Annotated in this window: 21 protein-coding genes; 3 read left to right on the forward strand and 18 right to left on the reverse strand. The window is 71.5% G+C overall.

Annotated features, from left to right (window positions below; genetic code table 11):
* Nucleotides 1-17: 17 nt before the first annotated feature.
* From GON04_RS15835 to GON04_RS15900, 14 genes are all read right to left on the reverse strand, one after another.
* Nucleotides 18-2,264, reverse strand: a complete 2,247-nt coding sequence (locus GON04_RS15835; RefSeq protein WP_181653607.1) for a trehalose-6-phosphate synthase — start codon at nt 2,262-2,264, stop codon at nt 18-20.
* A complete protein-coding gene (locus tag GON04_RS15840) occupies nt 2,261-2,518 on the reverse strand; it encodes a DUF5985 family protein (protein WP_157399025.1) in 258 nt (85 codons plus the stop codon). Before GON04_RS15840 ends, GON04_RS15835 begins: the two co-directional genes overlap by 4 nt.
* A complete protein-coding gene (locus tag GON04_RS15845; RefSeq protein WP_157399026.1) occupies nt 2,519-2,779 on the reverse strand; it encodes a DUF5985 family protein in 261 nt (86 codons plus the stop codon).
* A gap of 3 nt (nt 2,780-2,782) precedes the next feature.
* Entirely contained in the window at nt 2,783-3,169 is a 387-nt protein-coding gene (locus tag GON04_RS15850; RefSeq protein ID WP_157399027.1) for a hypothetical protein, read from the reverse strand.
* A gap of 134 nt (nt 3,170-3,303) precedes the next feature.
* Entirely contained in the window at nt 3,304-3,834 is a 531-nt protein-coding gene (locus GON04_RS15855) for a GNAT family N-acetyltransferase (RefSeq protein ID WP_157399028.1), read from the reverse strand.
* Between the two features lie 2 nt (nt 3,835-3,836).
* Nucleotides 3,837-4,238, reverse strand: a complete 402-nt coding sequence (locus tag GON04_RS15860) for a YciI family protein (protein WP_157399029.1) — start codon at nt 4,236-4,238, stop codon at nt 3,837-3,839.
* Nucleotides 4,239-4,719: 481 nt separating this feature from the next.
* Entirely contained in the window at nt 4,720-5,580 is an 861-nt protein-coding gene (locus GON04_RS15865; protein ID WP_157399030.1) for an amidohydrolase family protein, read from the reverse strand.
* The gene (locus GON04_RS15870) at nt 5,577-6,428 is read right to left on the reverse strand and encodes an amidohydrolase family protein (RefSeq protein ID WP_157399031.1); all 852 of its coding nucleotides are present in this window, start codon (nt 6,426-6,428) and stop codon (nt 5,577-5,579) included. Before GON04_RS15870 ends, GON04_RS15865 begins: the two co-directional genes overlap by 4 nt.
* A 1-nt stretch (nt 6,429) precedes the next feature.
* On the reverse strand, nt 6,430-7,401 hold the full coding sequence (locus tag GON04_RS15875; RefSeq protein ID WP_157399032.1) for a Bug family tripartite tricarboxylate transporter substrate binding protein: 972 nt from the start codon (nt 7,399-7,401) through the stop codon (nt 6,430-6,432).
* 109 nt (nt 7,402-7,510) lie between these two features.
* The gene (locus GON04_RS15880) at nt 7,511-8,416 is read right to left on the reverse strand and encodes a LysR family transcriptional regulator (RefSeq protein ID WP_157399033.1); all 906 of its coding nucleotides are present in this window, start codon (nt 8,414-8,416) and stop codon (nt 7,511-7,513) included.
* Between the two features lie 54 nt (nt 8,417-8,470).
* A complete protein-coding gene (locus GON04_RS15885; RefSeq protein WP_157399034.1) occupies nt 8,471-8,893 on the reverse strand; it encodes a VOC family protein in 423 nt (140 codons plus the stop codon).
* Nucleotides 8,890-9,249 (reverse strand): hypothetical protein, encoded by a 360-nt coding sequence (locus GON04_RS15890; protein ID WP_157399035.1) that lies wholly within the window; start codon nt 9,247-9,249, stop codon nt 8,890-8,892. The genes GON04_RS15885 and GON04_RS15890 overlap by 4 nt, the downstream gene beginning before the upstream one ends.
* An 84-nt stretch (nt 9,250-9,333) precedes the next feature.
* On the reverse strand, nt 9,334-9,708 hold the full coding sequence (locus GON04_RS15895; RefSeq protein ID WP_157399036.1) for a hypothetical protein: 375 nt from the start codon (nt 9,706-9,708) through the stop codon (nt 9,334-9,336).
* Nucleotides 9,701-9,901, reverse strand: coding sequence for a hypothetical protein (locus GON04_RS15900; protein WP_157399037.1), 201 nt, complete (start codon nt 9,899-9,901; stop codon nt 9,701-9,703). The genes GON04_RS15895 and GON04_RS15900 overlap by 8 nt, the downstream gene beginning before the upstream one ends.
* Before the next feature lie 154 nt (nt 9,902-10,055).
* Between GON04_RS15900 and GON04_RS15905 the strand changes: the two genes are divergently transcribed.
* Complete coding sequence (locus GON04_RS15905; RefSeq protein ID WP_157399038.1) at nt 10,056-10,460, forward strand: nuclear transport factor 2 family protein; 405 nt, start codon at nt 10,056-10,058, stop codon at nt 10,458-10,460.
* Here the strand turns inward: GON04_RS15905 and GON04_RS15910 are convergent.
* The 4 genes from GON04_RS15910 to GON04_RS15920 all read right to left on the reverse strand — a co-directional run bounded on the left by GON04_RS15910 (nt 10,457) and on the right by GON04_RS15920 (nt 13,453).
* Nucleotides 10,457-11,080, reverse strand: a complete 624-nt coding sequence (locus GON04_RS15910; RefSeq protein WP_157399039.1) for a hydrolase — start codon at nt 11,078-11,080, stop codon at nt 10,457-10,459. The genes GON04_RS15905 and GON04_RS15910 overlap by 4 nt on opposite strands.
* A gap of 56 nt (nt 11,081-11,136) precedes the next feature.
* Entirely contained in the window at nt 11,137-11,763 is a 627-nt protein-coding gene (locus GON04_RS26815) for a DUF1294 domain-containing protein (RefSeq protein ID WP_338050981.1), read from the reverse strand.
* The gene (locus tag GON04_RS26820; protein ID WP_232533140.1) at nt 11,760-12,110 is read right to left on the reverse strand and encodes a hypothetical protein; all 351 of its coding nucleotides are present in this window, start codon (nt 12,108-12,110) and stop codon (nt 11,760-11,762) included. The genes GON04_RS26815 and GON04_RS26820 overlap by 4 nt, the downstream gene beginning before the upstream one ends.
* Before the next feature lie 437 nt (nt 12,111-12,547).
* Nucleotides 12,548-13,453, reverse strand: coding sequence for a LysR family transcriptional regulator (locus GON04_RS15920; RefSeq protein WP_157399040.1), 906 nt, complete (start codon nt 13,451-13,453; stop codon nt 12,548-12,550).
* Nucleotides 13,454-13,561: 108 nt separating this feature from the next.
* Here GON04_RS15920 and GON04_RS15925 point away from each other — a divergent pair, with 108 nt between their 5' ends.
* Together GON04_RS15925 and GON04_RS15930 are read left to right on the forward strand one after the other, a co-directional pair.
* Complete coding sequence (locus tag GON04_RS15925) at nt 13,562-14,557, forward strand: tripartite tricarboxylate transporter substrate binding protein (protein WP_157399041.1); 996 nt, start codon at nt 13,562-13,564, stop codon at nt 14,555-14,557.
* Between the two features lie 8 nt (nt 14,558-14,565).
* Complete coding sequence (locus GON04_RS15930; protein ID WP_157399042.1) at nt 14,566-15,747, forward strand: CaiB/BaiF CoA transferase family protein; 1,182 nt, start codon at nt 14,566-14,568, stop codon at nt 15,745-15,747.
* The last annotated feature ends 2 nt before the right edge of the window (nt 15,748-15,749 follow it).

The raw sequence follows: 15,749 nt of genomic DNA on the forward strand, positions 1-15,749 counted from the left end.
GCGCGCCGGCCGCGCCCTCAGTCCCAGCCGCCCTCGTGCTGCCGCTGCACCCGCAGCGACACCCGCTCGCGCAGGCGCCAGCGCGCCGCGTCGGTCAGCATGCGCCCCGCCCAGCGGTAGACGTTGGCCTCGCGCACCGTGCTGCGCAGGTGCGCCATGCGCTCGCGCTGCTCGCCCACCGGCATGGTCAGCGCCTGGTGCAGCGCGTCGGCCACCTCCTCGACGTGGTAGGGGTTGACGACCAGCGCCTCGGGCAGGTCGCGCGCCGCGCCGGCGAACCGGCTGAGCACGAGCACGCCCTGCTCGTCGTCGCGCGCCGCGACGAATTCCTTGGACACCAGGTTCATGCCGTCGTGCAGGCTGGTGACCAGGCAGACGTCGGCCGCGCGGAACAGGCGGTTGACCGCGTCGTGCTCGTGGTGCCGTGCCAGCAGGCGCACCGGGTCGCGCCCGCCGGCGCCGAAACGCTGGTTGATGCGCCGCGCCAGTGCCTCGATGCGCTGCTGGAACGCCTGGTATTCCTCCAGCACCGCCCGGGTGGGCGCGGCCACCTGCACGAAGGTGAAGTGGTCGCGCCAGCGCGGGTGCTTCTCCAGCAGCCGCTCGACGGCGTGCAGCCGCTCCAGGATGCCCTTGGTGTAGTCGAAGCGGTCGACGCCCACCGCCAGCCGGTGGTCCGGCGGGATGTCCAGCTCCGCCCCGATGCGGCGGCGGCACTCGGCCGGCGACGGCATGGCGGCCACGGCTTCGGGCGACGGCCAGGCGATCGAGATCGGGTAGCTTTGCACCAGGCTCTGCTCGCCGCGGTAGCTCACCGTGGAGTGCTCGTGCTCGATGCGCGCCTCCAGGTAGCGGTCGACCGCGTCCAGGAAGTTCTTGCAGTGGTAGGGCGTGTGGAAGCCCACGATGGTGCTGCCCAGCAGGCCCTCGAGCAGCTCGGTGCGCCAGGGACAGATGCCGAACGATTCGGAGTTGGGCCAGGGGATGTGCCAGAAGGTCAGGATGGTCGCGCGCGGCAGCCGGCGCCGCACCATCGCCGGCAGCAGCGCGAAGTGGTAGTCCTGCACCAGCACGATGGGATCGTCGCTGCGTGCCTCGGACACCACTGCGTCGGCGAAGCGCTGGTTGACCTCGCGGTAGCACTGCCAGTCGGACTCGCGGAACACCGGCCGCACGTGGGCCACGTGGCACAGCGGCCACAGGCCCTCGTTGGCGAAGCCGTAGTAGTAGCCCTGTTCTTCCTCCGGCGTCAGCCAGAGGCGCCGCAGCCGGTACTCGTCCTGCCCCGGCGGCAGGCTCACGCGGTCGTTGCGGTCGACCACCGCGCGGTCGGCGCTGCCGCTGCCGTGGGCGATCCAGGTGCCCGAACAGGCCCGCATCACCGGCTCGACCGCCGTGACCAGCCCGCTGGCCGGGCGCCGCACCACGATCTGGCCGTCCTCGCCGCGCTCGTGCAGGTAAGGCTCGCGGTTGGAGACCACGATCACCTGGTCGCCGCGCAGCTGGGTGCGCAGCAGCGACTGCAGCTGCGGCGCATCCCAGACCGCGTCCTGCGGCCGCGAGCGCCGGTACTCGTCCTCCAGGTCGCGCAGGCGCGCGCGCAGGTCGGCCGCCAGCGGCTCCAGCTCCGGCGCGCCGGCCACCGGCGGTGTCAGGATGCCCTCGCCGCGCAGCAACGCCCGGGTGCCGCGCATCCAGCCGCGCCAACTCAGTTGTGCCACGGCCATCGTCACCAGCCCGATCAGGACGCCCAGTCCGGCCAGCAGCGCGATCAGGTAATTGCGCGTGTCCTGGCTGCGCCGCTCGATGAAGCTCAGGTCGTGCAGCAGCACCAGCTGGCCTACCGGCCCGGTCTCGGCCGTCATCGCGTGCATGCTCACGTGCACCGGCCCGCCCTCGATGCTCAGTTGCTGCGAACGCTCCTGCGTGGCCTGCTCGGCCATCTCGCAATTGAGCCACTGCGGGAACAACGGGGTGCGCACCAGCAGCTCGCCCTTGGGCGAGCACCAGCCGATGGCCACCAGCCGCTCGTCCTGCACGACGCGGCCGAACAGGGCCGGCAGGCGCCGCCCGCGAGGGTCGGCCAGGGCTTCGGAGACCGAGTCGGCCAGCGTGTTGGCGACCAGCGCGCCGCGCAGGTTGAGGTCACGCGCGAACCAGCGCAGCGTGAGCCGGTCCAGCACCGGCAGCGCCAGCCACGCGACCAGCGCCAGCACCGCCACCAGCGGCACCAGGAAGCGCAGTTGCAGCTTGATCCACCTCACCGCCGGGCCCGGTTCTTCTGCCAGATGGCCACGAGGATGAGTGCGTATCCGAGCAAGCGCACCAGGTAGAACACCGGCTCGTGCTCGCTCGCATAGGGCACCAGCGAGAGCGCGATCCGGTTGGCCGTCTCGATCCAGAACGAGGCGGCGAAGTACAGGAAGAAGCGGTCGCCCGTGCGGCGCCAGAAACGCAGGAAAAACAGCCCGATCAGGGCGAAGCCCATGGCGACGGCGCCGGCCAGCAGGTCGTTCATTCAGTCATCCTCCCACACCAGACCCACCAGCAGCACGACCACCGCAGCCAGCGCGGTGCCCAGGCGAGCGGTGCGCAGGTCCACCTCGACCGGCCAGACCACCTTGTCGAGCACCAGCAGCACGTTGTTGGCGGCCAGCATCAGGAAGCACAGGGCGCTCCAGAAGAGCAGCGGAGCCCGCGAACCGGCCCAGGCGCGCCACAGCAGCCCGGCGGCGGCCAGGCTGGTCAGCGCACACAGTGAATAGATCAACGCGGCCATGGGTCAGCGGTCCTCCTTCTTCCAGCGGAACGCGTCGGCGAACTGCAGGGCGCGCTTGTCGATGCGTGAATGGATCAGCTCGGTCACGCCGACCAGGTTGGATGCATAGGTCGTCGCAACGGTGTCGATCACCGAGCGCATCTCGGGCGTGGCCGGCCGGAAGCAGAAGTGGCCTTCGGACGTGCGCACCACGAAGTTCGCAGCCTCCAGGGCCCGCAGCATCTCCAGCGCGTGCGACTCGGGGATGTACAGCCGCCCGGCCACCCGGAAGGCGTCCCAGGCCGTCTCGGGGTCGGCCCGCATCAACAGCAGCGCCTCTAGGTACGGAACCGAGGGCACGCTGGTGAGCAGGAATCGGCGGACATCGTCCGGAACCGGTGGCTTCGTCATGCGTCATCGTTGGCGAGCCGGCCGGGCAGCACTCCCGCCGCCTGGCTCGTCCAGGGGCGTCTGACTCTACCCAAAGCGGGGCCATTCAGGTGCTCATCCGCACGCCGCGGTGCGTGGTCGTCAGCTTTCGGTGGTCAGCCCGACCGATCGACCAGGCGCCACATGTGGACCTTGGCCACGTCGCGGCCGTCCACCCGCACCGCCATGGGCTCGGTGCCGAAGGGCTGGAAGCCGCAGGCGGCGTACAGGCGCAGGGCCGCGCGGTTGGTGTCGGTGACCGTCAGCTGGACGACGCGCGTGGATGGGGCCGCCGCGGCCTCGCGCAACACGGCCTCGACCAGCGCCCGGCCGAGGCCGTGGCGGCGAAAGACCGGGCGCACCGTCATGCCGAACAGCAGGGCCTTGTGGCGGGTCCGTTCCCGCTGCTCGAAGGCCAGCCCGGCGGCCCCCGCCAGTGCGCCGTCGACGAAGGCTCCGCACACGCGCTGCCCGGCGCCCGGGTCATCGGCCAGGCGCGCGGCCCACCAGGGGAGCGGCAGCGCGCTGCGCTCGGCGACCGTCGACGTGAACGCATCGGGCGTGGCCGCGTAGGCCTCCAGCATCAGGGCGCGGTATGCCTCGGCGTCGGCGGGCAGCAGGCGGCGGATGGTGGCGGGTGCCGGCATGCTCAGGGCCGCCGGCGGCTCGCGGGCGTCTCGCTGGCCTGCACGTGCGCCGACGCGCGCTCGGGGTCGAGCGGACGGACCTCCATCTGCAGTCCACAGGCGAGGCAGGGATTGCCGGCGAGGAGGGCCGCGGCCTCGTCCAGGCTGGCGGCGATCATGAACCAGTAGCCGCCCACCACCTCCTTGGCCTCGGCGAACGGCCCGTCGACGATGGCCTGCCGCGACACCACCCGGCCCTCGGGCCCCAGCCGCTGCCCGGGCCTGGCCAGGCCCTGCTCCACCAGCGCCTCGTGCCAGCCGTAGAAGGCATCGATGGCGGCCTGAATCTCGTCGGGACTCTTGTCCTCGTCCCATTGCCCGCGGGACAGGACGAGGAACTCGGAATGGATGCCGGGCTGGGTCATGGGCGGGCCTCGGGACGATGCGGAAGGTGCGCATCATTCACCGTTGCTGGCGTCAGGGCAAGGGCGGACCGCTCCACGCCACGGCGGGGTCGAGGCGACATGCACCTTCGCCGTCGTTGCGGGCTTGACCCGCAATCCATCTCCCAACCGTGGTTCAGGTGCAGCCCGGTTCCGGAGATGGATGCCGGGTCGAGCCCGGCATGACGACTCTGAAGGTGGGTCGGCGTGGCGAATGTCAGGGTCGAGCGCAGCATGACGCCCCTCGCGCGGGCCACGTCATCCCCCTCCCCGTCATTGCGGGCTCGACCCGCAATCCATCTCCCGACCGCCGTTCAGGTGCGGCCCGGTTCCGGAGATGGATGCCGGGTCGAGCCCGGCAGACGACTCTGAGGGGGGCCGGCGTGACGATGAGCCCGGTATGACGACTTTCAGGGTCGAGGCTGCACGACGACGCCGAGAGGCGACCCCGGCACGCCGCCACTCACCAGCGCAACAACTCGGACAGCCCCCGCCCCATCACCCACGGCAGTTCCGCCGGCGGAATGAAGTCGAGCGCCCGGGTGAAGTGCTCCACCGCCTCGGTGTAGCTGCACGGCAGGCGCGTCACGTCGGAGCCCCAGAACAGGCGGCGCGGCCCGAAGGCGTCGTACACAGCCCTCAGGTAGCCGTCCAGGTTGCGGAACGGGTAGGGCTCGTTCGAGTAGCAGGGCACGGCCGATGCCTTGGCCGACACGTTGGGGTGACGGGCCAGTGCGACCAGCGCCGCGATGTCGCCGGCGCAGGCGGCATCGCGCAGGTTGCTGTGGATGCCCAGGTGGTCGATCACCAGCTGCAACCCGGGATGGCGCTGCGCGATCCGGCCCACGGCCTCCAGGCGGCCGGGCACCAGCAGCATCAGCGGGATGCCCAGCCGCTCGCAGTCGGCCCAGAACCAGTCGATGCTGCCGTCGTCCAGCCAGCCGCTCCACTGCGGCTTGTGGAAGGTCATGCGGATGCCGGCCATGTGCGGCTGCTCCAGCCAGCCGGCCAGCCGCTCGCGCGCACCGGCCGCCATGGGATCGAAGCGGCCCATCACGACGAAGCGGTCGGGGTACTGCTGCGCCGCCTCGAGCGCGAACAGGTTGCTGTCACCGGCCGGCGACGGCGGCACGATGACGGCGCGGTGCACGCCCGCCGCATCCATCATGGCCGCCATCTCGGCGGCATCCACGGGCTCGGCGCGGTGCGGGCGGGCGCCCGGCACGGCGACGAAGCCACCCGCGGCCGCCAGGCTCTCGGCCGGCCAGGGCCGGTCGGGCCGGTGCGCCTCCCAGACGTGGACCTGCGAGTCGATGATGATCATGCGGCGGCCGGCGGATGGCGGAAGTACAGGTCGATGGCGTTCAGGCCCAGCACCCGGCGCATGGCCTCGTCGGGCACCGCGTCGGCCAGCCAGTCCACGGTGCTGCGGTAGGTGGTGGACTCGGCGCCCACGAAGGGGCAGTCGCTGGCCCACAGCATGCGTTCGTAGCCGACCCGGCGGCACAGCTCCCGGGCCAGGGCGGCGGCGTGCGACCCGAGCCGGTAGCCGCCCGACAGCTTGACCCAGGTGCGGCCCTTCTCCACCGACCGCGTCACCGCCTCGAAGCCGGCGCACTTCTCCTTGAGTGCCGGATCGGGCCGGCCGATGTGGTCGATGACGATCTTCACGCCCGCGTTCTCCAGGTGCGGCAGCACCTGCGGGATGCGCGGCCCGTCCAGGTGCAGGTGCACGTGCCAGTCGAGGTCGGCCAGGCGCCAGAGGAAGCGCCGGTACTCCCAGGTCGTGAGGTCCGGCAGGTCGGTGAGGCTGATGAAGGGCAATCGCACGCCGACCATGCCGGCGCGCGCCAGGTGCTCCAGCTCGTGGCGGGTGGCCGTGGGCTCCAGGATGGCGGTGCCGCGCCACAGCGGGCGGGTGCGCAACGCCTGCACCACGTAGTCGTTGCAGTCGCCCCAGGGGCTGGCCGCCGCGATGACGCAGAACTTCACGCCGTGCTCGGCGAGGGTGCCTTCGAGCTGTTCGGCGGTGAACTCGTAGGTGGGCGCGTGGCGCGGGTTGTCGATCAGCGGCATGCCGCGCCGGAACACGTGGACATGCGAGTCCACCAGCGGGGCGTCGGGCTGCTGCACGGGGCGCAGGACGGATGCGGAGGTGTCGAGGACGACCATGTCAGACCTTGATGCCCGCCTGCTGGATGACTTGCTGCCACTTGCGGCGGTCGCGTTCGAACACCGAGCCCATCTCGGCGGCGGTGCTGGCGCGCGGATCGGCTCCCATCTCGGCCAGCCGCTTGCGCAGCTCGGGCTGCGCCAGCACGTCGCGCATCGCATTGCCGATGACTTCGAGCGCCGCCTCGGGCACACCCTTGGGCGCGTAGACCGCGTTCCAGCCAGTCACCTCGTAGTCGACGCCCTGCTCCCGGGCGGTGGGCACGTTGGGCAGCCAGGGGGTGCGCGCCGGGCCGGTGCCCGCGATGGCACGCAGCACGCCGCCGTCGATGGCGCCGCGCAGCGCCGTGTACGACTCGAAGCCGACGTCGATGTCGCCGCGCTGCAGCCCGGCCTGCACCTCGCCGGAGGTCTTGAACGGCACCAGCGTCGCGTTCAACTTGGTCGCCGCCTTGAACAGCTCGGCCGACAGGTGCTGGGTGCTGCCCGGGTTGATGGTGCCGAAGGTCAGCGGGCGGCGCGCGCCCTCGGCCAGCAGCGACTTCAGGTTGGTGAAGCGGCTGTCCTTGCTCACCAGCAGGTTCAGGTCGAAGTAGGCCAGCGAGGACACCGGCACGAAGTCGGCCTGCGGGTCGTAGGGCAGCTTGATCAGGGTCTTGGCGATGGTGGTGCCGTTGCTGAACAGGATGAGCGTGTGGCCGTCCTTGGGGGCGGTGAGCGCGGTCTGGGCGGCGACGATGCCGCCCGCGCCCGGGCGGTTGTCGATCAGGACCTGCTGGCCGAGCTTGTCGCCCAGTTTCTGGGCCGTGAGGCGGGCCGTGACGTCGGCCAGCCCGCCGGGGCCGAACGGGACGATGATCTTCAGCGGCTGCGAGGGGAACCCGCCCTGGCCGAAGGCCAGCGGCGAGGCGATGGTCGCCGCGCCGGCCAGCAGCAGCCGGCGCCGGGTGGGTGCGAAGGAGGAAGTGCGCATCGGGGGAGTCTCCAGGGCGGGCGGACACGGGTCGGTCCGCTCGCCGGCAGTCTAGGGACGACCGCCCCGGCTGGGAAATGAATCGTTTCGAGCGCCCGATGAACGCGGTTCATGCAGGCGTGAGGCCCGGCGCGGCGCGGATCAGCTGGGTGGCGGTGTCGGCGATGAAGCGCTCGGCCTCGCCCGGCGCCTCGCCCTGGCGCGTGAGCAGCACGATCGCCCGGCTCACCTCGGGCTCGTGCAACGGCACGACGGCGACGCCGTCCTCGTCGCGCACCGCCAGCCGCGGCACGATGGTCAGGCCGAGGCCGTGGCGCACCAGCTTCAGGGCGACGGCCGTGCGCTGTGCCTCGTAGATCCACTGCAGGCCCTCGCGCAGCGGGCCGAGCTTCTCGTCGATGGTCGCGCTGTTGCCCGAGGGCAGGCTGATGCGCACGAGGGGCTGGCCGCGCAGTTCGGCCCAGCCGACCGCCGGGCGCGCCGCCAGCGCGTGCCCGCGCGGACAGGCCAGCACGAACGGCTCGCGCGCGACGAGGCGCATCGCCAGGCCCTCGGCGGCCGGCTGGTCGAGCGACACGCCGAAGGCCGCCGTGCGCGCCTGCACCAGCTCCACGATCTCGGCCGGCGAGCTGTCGAACACCCGCACCGGCAGCTGCGGATGCGCGGCGCGCACCTGCTCCAGCAGCGGGGCCAGGATGCCGGCGGCAATGGTGGGCAGGCAGCCGAAGGTGACCCATTGCGGCGCGTTCTGGCCGTGCGTGCGGACCACGTCGCACGACTCCTCCAGCTGGCGCACTGCGTGGCGCGCCCGCGGCAGCAGCGCCTCGCCGGCCTGGGTGAGCGAGATGCCGCGCGAGGTGCGCACCACCAGCTGCACGCCCAGGCTGTCCTCGAGCTTGCGCATGCGGTGGCTGATGGCCGTCTGCGACAGGTGCAGGCGGGCCGCGGCCTGGCTGAAGCCGCCGGTCTCCGCCACGGCCAGGAAGGCCTGGATGCCGAGGAAGTCGATCTGCATGGGGGTGTCTCCGCCCGGCAGGATAGCCGCGGCGGCGCCCTGCCCTGCCCGCGCTCAGTCGGCCGGCAGCATTTCCGGGTTCCAGGCCACTTCCCAGAGGTGGCCATCGAGGTCCTGGAAGTACGCCGCGTAGCCGCCGTAGAAGGTGTCATGCGGCGCCTTGACCAGCACGCCGCCGGCGGCCTGCACCTGCGCGACCACCGCATCGACCTCGGCCCGCGTGCGCACGTTGTGCGCCAGGCAGAACTCGGTGGCGCTGCGCGGCCCCGTGGACAGGCCGGAATCGATGGCCAGGCTCTTGCGCGGCCACAGCGCCAGCCGCAGGCCGCCCTCCAGGTCGAAGAATGCGACGGCGCCGTTCTCGAACTGCTCGCCCACGATGCCCTGGGTGGGCAGGCCCAGGCCGTCGCGGTAGAAGGCCACGGCCCCCGGCAGGTCGTCGACGCCGAGGGTCAGGAGCGTGATGCGCGGTTTCATGCGCCGGCCTCCAGGCGGGCGCGCCCCGGCTGGATCAGGCGGGCGCCGGAATCGAAGGCGATCCAGCCGTAGCGGTCGCACAAGGCCTGCACGGCACCCGAGTAGTCGGCGCGCAGCGAGCAGCGCATCGACAGCCACGCGCCCAGCTTCTCGTCGTCATGCAACCGGAACTCCACCCAGCCCTCGGCGAGCTCGCCCCTGGCCTCGGTGGCCGACGGCCATTCGAGCTGCGGGAAAGCCTGCCGCAGGCAGGGCACCGCCTGCTCCGCAGGCAGCGGCCCGACGGTGTCGGTGCCGAGATCGGCCATCGACAGCGGCAGGCGCGCCGGGCGCAGGAAGGTGTAGGAGTCGGCCATGGGACGTCGGGCGGAAGCGGCACCACCATAGCAGGAAGGCCGGACCGTCGCACCCCCGGCAGGGTCTTGCGGCAGAGGTTGCCGTCAGCCTTCGTGGAACCAGTGCAGCCGGCGGTGGAACAGCCGTTCCAACACGGCGCGCCCCTCGCCGGCATCGCACGCGCGCGACCAGGGCTCGGCCTCACCGGGCCGCTGCACATGCGCGAAGACGAACTGCTGGTGCTGCGGCTCGAACCGCACCTGCAACTCGTCGCGGCCGGCCTCGAACTGCGGCCGGCGGCCGAGCACCAGGAGTTCGTCCTCGGCGCAGGGATGAAGCGACGCCGCATAACGCGACGACGCCAGCGACGCGACCAGCGCGGCCAGGGGTTCGAAGACCGGATCGCGGGCCAGCGCCTCGAAATGCGCCACCGCCTCGGGCCAGCCCACGGTGTGCCGCCGCGCGCCCGGCTCAGTCATCGAGCAGGCCGCCCTTGTAGAAGCTGTAGGCGGTGCCGTCGTGCAGGTAGAAGTACCCGTCGGCGCAACCGTCCTTGCCCGGAAACTCGTCGCGGTAGCGCTTGGGGACCAGCCGCTCGAGCTGCTCGTCGGACAGCTCGTCGAATTCCTGCGGGGTGATCGCGCTGCCGGCGCGAAGTCGTCGTGGTTCCATGGCGTCTCGGGTCCAGGTCTCGTGGGCAGGCGATGGTAAATGGCGAACGGCGGTCTACCTCGGCGTAGGACCCGCCTGACGTCCAGTGGCCGCACCTCCCGACTGCATTCGGCGGGTCGGGCGGGACCATGGGTCCACGTCCGAGGAGCCTCCCATGACCACCCCCGCCAAGACCCTCATCGAGCTGGAACACCGCTTCTGGCAATCGATCGTCGACCAGAAGACCGACGTCGCGCTGGAGCTGCTGAGCGAACGCGCGCTGATGGTGAGTTCGCACGGCGCCATGCAGTTCGACCATGCCGCCTACCGCAAGATGGCCGAACAGGGGTCGGTGATCGTGACCGCCTTCACCCTCAGCGACATGATGGTCGTGTTCCCCAACGACACCACGGGCATCCTGGTCTACCGCGTGAAGCAGGAAGTCAAGGCGCGCGCGGGCGGCGCCACCCAGACCCAGGAGATGCGCGACACATCGACCTGGATCCGCACGGGCGACCGCTGGCAGTGCGTCATGCACACGGAGGCGGCCGTCGCGGATCGGCCGCCGGCCGGCCCCTAGCGCTGCAGGGCGTGCATCTTGCCGAAGTACTCGCGCATGATCCCGCGCAGCCGGTCGGCTTGCGGCCGGCCCCAGTCGCGCTGCAGCTCGCAGGCCAGGCCCAGCACCGTGATGGGCACCGCGCCGGCCTGCACCATGCGCTGCATGGCGCTGTCGTGCGCCACCTTGCTCACGCCGCCGATGGCGTCGGCCACCACGTAGACCTCGTAGCCTTCGCGGATCGCGTCCAGGGTCGGGAAGGCGACGCAGACCTCGGTCCACAGGCCGGCGATGACGAGCTTGCGGCGCCCGGTCTTCTGCACAGCGGCGCGGAAGTCGGGGTCCTCCCACGAATTCATGGAGGTGCGGTCGATCTCGGGCACGCCCGGCAGTGCCTCGCGCAGCTCGGGGTTGGTGCCCGACATGCCGTGCTTGACGTAGACGGTGCTCAGCACGACGGGCAGTCCGAACACCGTGGCCACGCGACCGAGCATGGTCACGTGGGCCAGCAGTTCGTCGTGGCCCACCGAGCGGACGCCCGCGTACTGTTCGGGCTGGTAGTCGATGAGCGCCAGCACCGCGTTCTGCGGCGTCAGCAGGGAATCGGTGCCGGGATCGCGGATGGGGGTGACGTCGGACATGGCGGGCTCCTGGCGAAACGAGGGAGCGCCATCCTACCGGCGCCCGCACGACCCCCTCAGTGGAACGGCCACAGCCGCCGGGCGAACGGCGAGCACAAGGCCACGAAGGCGGCCACGTTGAGCAGCACCGTGCCCCAGAAGGCGGCGCGGAACCCGGCCTTGACCGACTTGTGCCGCAGGAACTGCTGCGCCAGCAGCGCGCCCGGCCAGCCGCCCACCAGGGCCAGCAGGTGCAGGGTCGCTTCCGGCGTGCGGGAATCGCCGCGCCGGGCGGCGGCCTTGTCGAGCGCATAGGCGACGAAGGCGACCCCGCTCGCCACCAGGTAGACGACGGCCACGCCGGCCGGCGGCTTCCACAACACGGCGACGGCCAGCACCAGCGCCGCGAAGGCCGGAATGGCGAACAGCGTGGCCGTGCCCCAGGCCGCCGGCGAGTCGCGCCGTGCCCGGGCGCGCGCGGGCTGGCGCACGACCTCGACACGCTTCGCGCGCTTCTTGCCACGCGGGCCGGGCTCGACCTCGAAGGTCAACACCTCGCCCTGCTGGGGCCGGCCGACCCGCGGTGCGAACGCCGAGACGTGGACGAAGATTTCCTGGCCGCCCTGCGCCGGCTCGATGAAGCCGTAGCCCCGGTCATCGTGCCAGGCCTTCAGCCGGCCGGTGAAGCGCGGCCCGGCGCTCACACCCGCCGCACTTCCAGGATCGCGTGCTGCGTCGCGAAGTCGTAGGTCGCGGGGTCCTTGAGGGCCAGGTGCAGGAGGATCTTGCCGGCGCCCCACACCACGGCCCGGTTCACCACCACGCCCAGGGCGACCAGGAGGCCGCCGGCCCAGGTGTAGCCGCTCAGCGCGAGCGCCAGGCCGGCGCCGAACACGGGCAACAGCACCGGCAGCATCCACAGCCGCTGCGACACGTAGCCGCGCGCCAGCTTGCGGTTGATGATGACGCGGAAGTGGCCGGCAGGCAGGCCGGTGCGGAACTCCTGGTGCGAGACGTAGGGAGCGAGGTCGGGATCGGTGGTCGGGGTCATGCCGGATGCGAAACGGGCGGGGTGCGGCACGAGCGTAACCGGTTCGTGCCGGCCGGCCATGCTGGCTTCCCCGCGTTGCGCGACGGGCCTGAGCCGCGCTTGCGTCATGGCGGGGGAGCGCTTCCACTCCCGTCATGCCGGGCTTGGCCAGCAATCCATCTCCCAAACGGGCTTCAGGTGCGATCCCGCTCCGGAGATGGATGCCGGGTCGAGCCCGGCATGACGACGAGAGGGAACCCGGCATGACGACGATTTGAGGGAGCCCGGGAATGACGAGTCTCCGAGGCGCGCCCGGGACGGGTCTGATCGAGCCCGGCGTGCCCCTTCCCCGTCATTGCGGGCTCGACCCGCAATCCACCTCCCGCTCGTGGTTCAGGGTGCGGCCGCGTTCCGGCGACGGACGCCGGGTCGAGCCCCGGCGTGCCTCTGTCATGAGGTCAGATCCGCACGTCGCAGCCGTAGTGCGTGCAGACCGTCTGGACCAGCGAACGCGCGTACGTCGCCAGCATGTCGCCCTCGCGCACCAGGATGTAGCGCTTGCGGACGCGCCAGGCGTCGGTCAGCTCCACCTGCACCAGGTCCAGCGTGGCCACGTTGCGCCTGGCCGCGCTCTCCGGGACCACCCCGACGCCCACGCCGGCCGCGATCATGCGGCACATGGCGTCGAAGCCGTAGACCTGGATGCGCAGCTTCAGGGTGCGGCCCAGGTCCTCGGTGATGTTCGACAGGAAGGCCTGCAGCGTGCTGCCGCCATGCATGCCCACAGCATCCTCGGCCAGCGTGTCGGCGAAGGCGACCCGCTTGCGGCGTGCCAGGCGGTGGCCGCGCGGGACCACCAGCACGAGCTGGTCGGTGCTGAAGTGGATGGCGCGCAGGCCGCGCGTGTCCACCTCGCCGGCCACGATGCCCACGTCGGCGCTGCCCTCCAGGACGCCGCTCGCGATCTCGGCATTGGGCTTCTCGCGCAGGTCGATGTTGACGCCGGGATGGGCCTTGAAGAAGCCCGGCAGGATCTCGGGCAGGAAATCGGTGACGGCCGTGGTGTTGGCGAACACCCGCACGTGGCCGCGCAGCCCGGCGCCATATTCGTCCAGCTCGTCGCGCAGGGCCTGCGTCTCGCGCAGCACGGCGCGCACGTGGTGCAGGAACGCCTCGCCCGCCGGCAGCAGCCGCACGCCGCGGGCTTCGCGCTGCAGGAGCGGCACGCCGGCCTGCTGCTCCAGCGCCTTGATGCGCGCGCTGGCGGCCGCCAGCGACAGGTGCTGCATCTGCGCGGCGCGCGTGAGGTTGCCCTCGCGCGCCACGGCGGTGAACAGCCGCAGGTCCGTCAGGTCGAAATCCATGCCGGCATGCTAAAGCCTTCGGAATTTCCGAACGCTGGCTCGCGAAATGAATGATTGTGGGTCGCCCGCCCCGATGCCACGATGGCGGCTCCAAGGAGACAGCTTCCCATGACCCGACCCCGATTCAGCACTGCGCGCCGCGCGCTGCTCGCCGCCGCCCTGGCGGCCCCCCTGCTGGCCGCCGCGCAGTCGCCCTTCCCGAGCCGGCCCATCACGATGATCGTGCCGCAGGCGCCGGGCGGCACCAACGACATCGTGGGCCGCGTCGTCAGCCAGAAGCTGGCCGAGGTGCTGCAGGCCAGCGTGGTGGTGGACAACCGCCCCGGCGCCGGCGGCAACATCGGCACCCAGCTGGCGGCCAAGGCGCCCAAGGACGGCTACACGCTGCTGATGACCATCAGCAGCACCCAGGCCATCAACCCGGCGCTGTACAAGAACCCCGGCTTCGACCCGGTGAAGGACTTCCGCCCGATCGCGCTGATCGGCGCGGTGCCCAACGTGCTGCTGGTCCATCCCTCGTTTCCGGCAAAGAACCTGAGCGAGCTGATCGCGCTGGCCAAGGCCAAGCCGAACGGCTACCAGTACGCGTCCGCCGGCAACGGCACGCTGAACCACCTGCTGGGCGAGATGCTCAACAGCATGGCCGGCATCGAACTGCAGCACGTGCCGTACAAGGGCGTGGCGCCGGCGATGAACGACGTGCTGGGCGGGCAGCTCCCGATCCTGTTCGGCAGCCTGCCCTCGTCGCTGGCGCACATCAAGGCCGGCAAGCTGCGCGCCCTGGCCGTGAGCGGCTCCACCCGGTCGCCCGTGCTGCCCGACGTGCCCACCATCGGCGAAGTCGTGCGCGGCTACAGCGGCACGCTGTGGATCGGCCTGTTCGCCCCCGCCGGGGTGCCGGCCGACGTGAGCGCGCGCCTGGAAGACGCGATGGCCAAGGCCCTCGTCGCCAAGGACCTGCGCGACAAGCTCGAGCAGCAGGGCGTGGAGATCGCCGGCACGCCGACCCAGCCCGTGGGCTCGGAGGCGTTCGCCAAGCTGCTGCAGGAAGACCTGGTCAAGTGGTCGCGCATCGTCAAGGCCTCCGGCGCCACTGTGGACTGAGGCCAGCCATGACCCGCCCGCTCGACAACATCACCGTCGTCTCGCTGGAACACGCGATCGCGGCGCCCTTCTGCACCCGCCAGCTGGCCGACCTGGGCGCCCGCGTGATCAAGGTGGAGCGGCCGGGCGAAGGCGACTTCGCCCGCGCCTACGACCAGCGGGCCAACGGCCTGTCATCCCACTTCACCTGGGTGAACCGCTCCAAGGAGAGCCTCACGCTGGACCTCAAGCAGCCGCCGGCGCTGGCGGTGCTGCAGGACCTGCTGGCCAGCGCCGACGTGCTGGTGCAGAACCTGGCGCCCGGCGCCGCGGCGCGCATGGGCCTTGGCTACGAGGAGCTGCGCGCGCGCTTCCCGCGGCTGATCGTCTGCGACATCTCCGGCTACGGCAACGATGGCCCGTACCGCGACAAGAAAGCCTACGACCTGCTGATCCAGAGCGAGGCCGGCTACCTGTCGGTGACCGGCACGCCGGACGAGCCGTGCAAGTCGGGCAACTCCATCGCCGACATCGCAGCCGGCATGTACGCCTACACCAGCATCCTGGCCGCCCTGCTGCAGCGCCAGCACACCGGCGAAGGCTGCCACATCGACGTGTCCATGTTGGAGTGCCTGGCCGAGTGGATGGGCTTTCCCATGTACTACGCCTACGACGGCGCCCCGCCGCCGCCGCGCAGCGGCGCCTCGCACGCCACCATCTACCCGTATGGGCCGTTCGAGGCCGGCGACGGCAAGGCGGTGATGCTGGGCCTGCAGAACGAGCGCGAGTGGAAGGCGTTCTGCGAGCACGTGCTGCTGCGCCCCGCCCTGGCCGACGACCCGCTGTACGCCAGCAATGCCCGGCGCAACGAGAACCGCGCGGCGCTGCGCGCCTTGATCCTGGCGGAATTCGGCCAGCTCACGGCGTCCCAGGTGATCGAGCGCCTGGAGCGCGCCAAGATCGCCAACGCGCAGGTGAACACGATGGCCGACCTGTGGTCGCACCCGCAGCTGCAGGCGCGCGAGCGGCTGGGCCAGGTGGAGACGCCGGCGGGCCCGATCGCGGCCCTGCTGCCACCGGGCCGCAACAACAGCTTCCAGTACCGCATGGACCCCATTCCCGCCGTGGGCGAGCACACGCAGGCCATCCTGCGCCAGCTCGGCCGCAGCGAGCAGGACATCGCGGCGCTGCGCGGGCAGCAGGCCATCTGAGG

This window comes from Ramlibacter pinisoli (assembly GCF_009758015.1).
In the GTDB taxonomy this organism is placed as follows: domain Bacteria; phylum Pseudomonadota; class Gammaproteobacteria; order Burkholderiales; family Burkholderiaceae_C; genus Ramlibacter; species Ramlibacter pinisoli.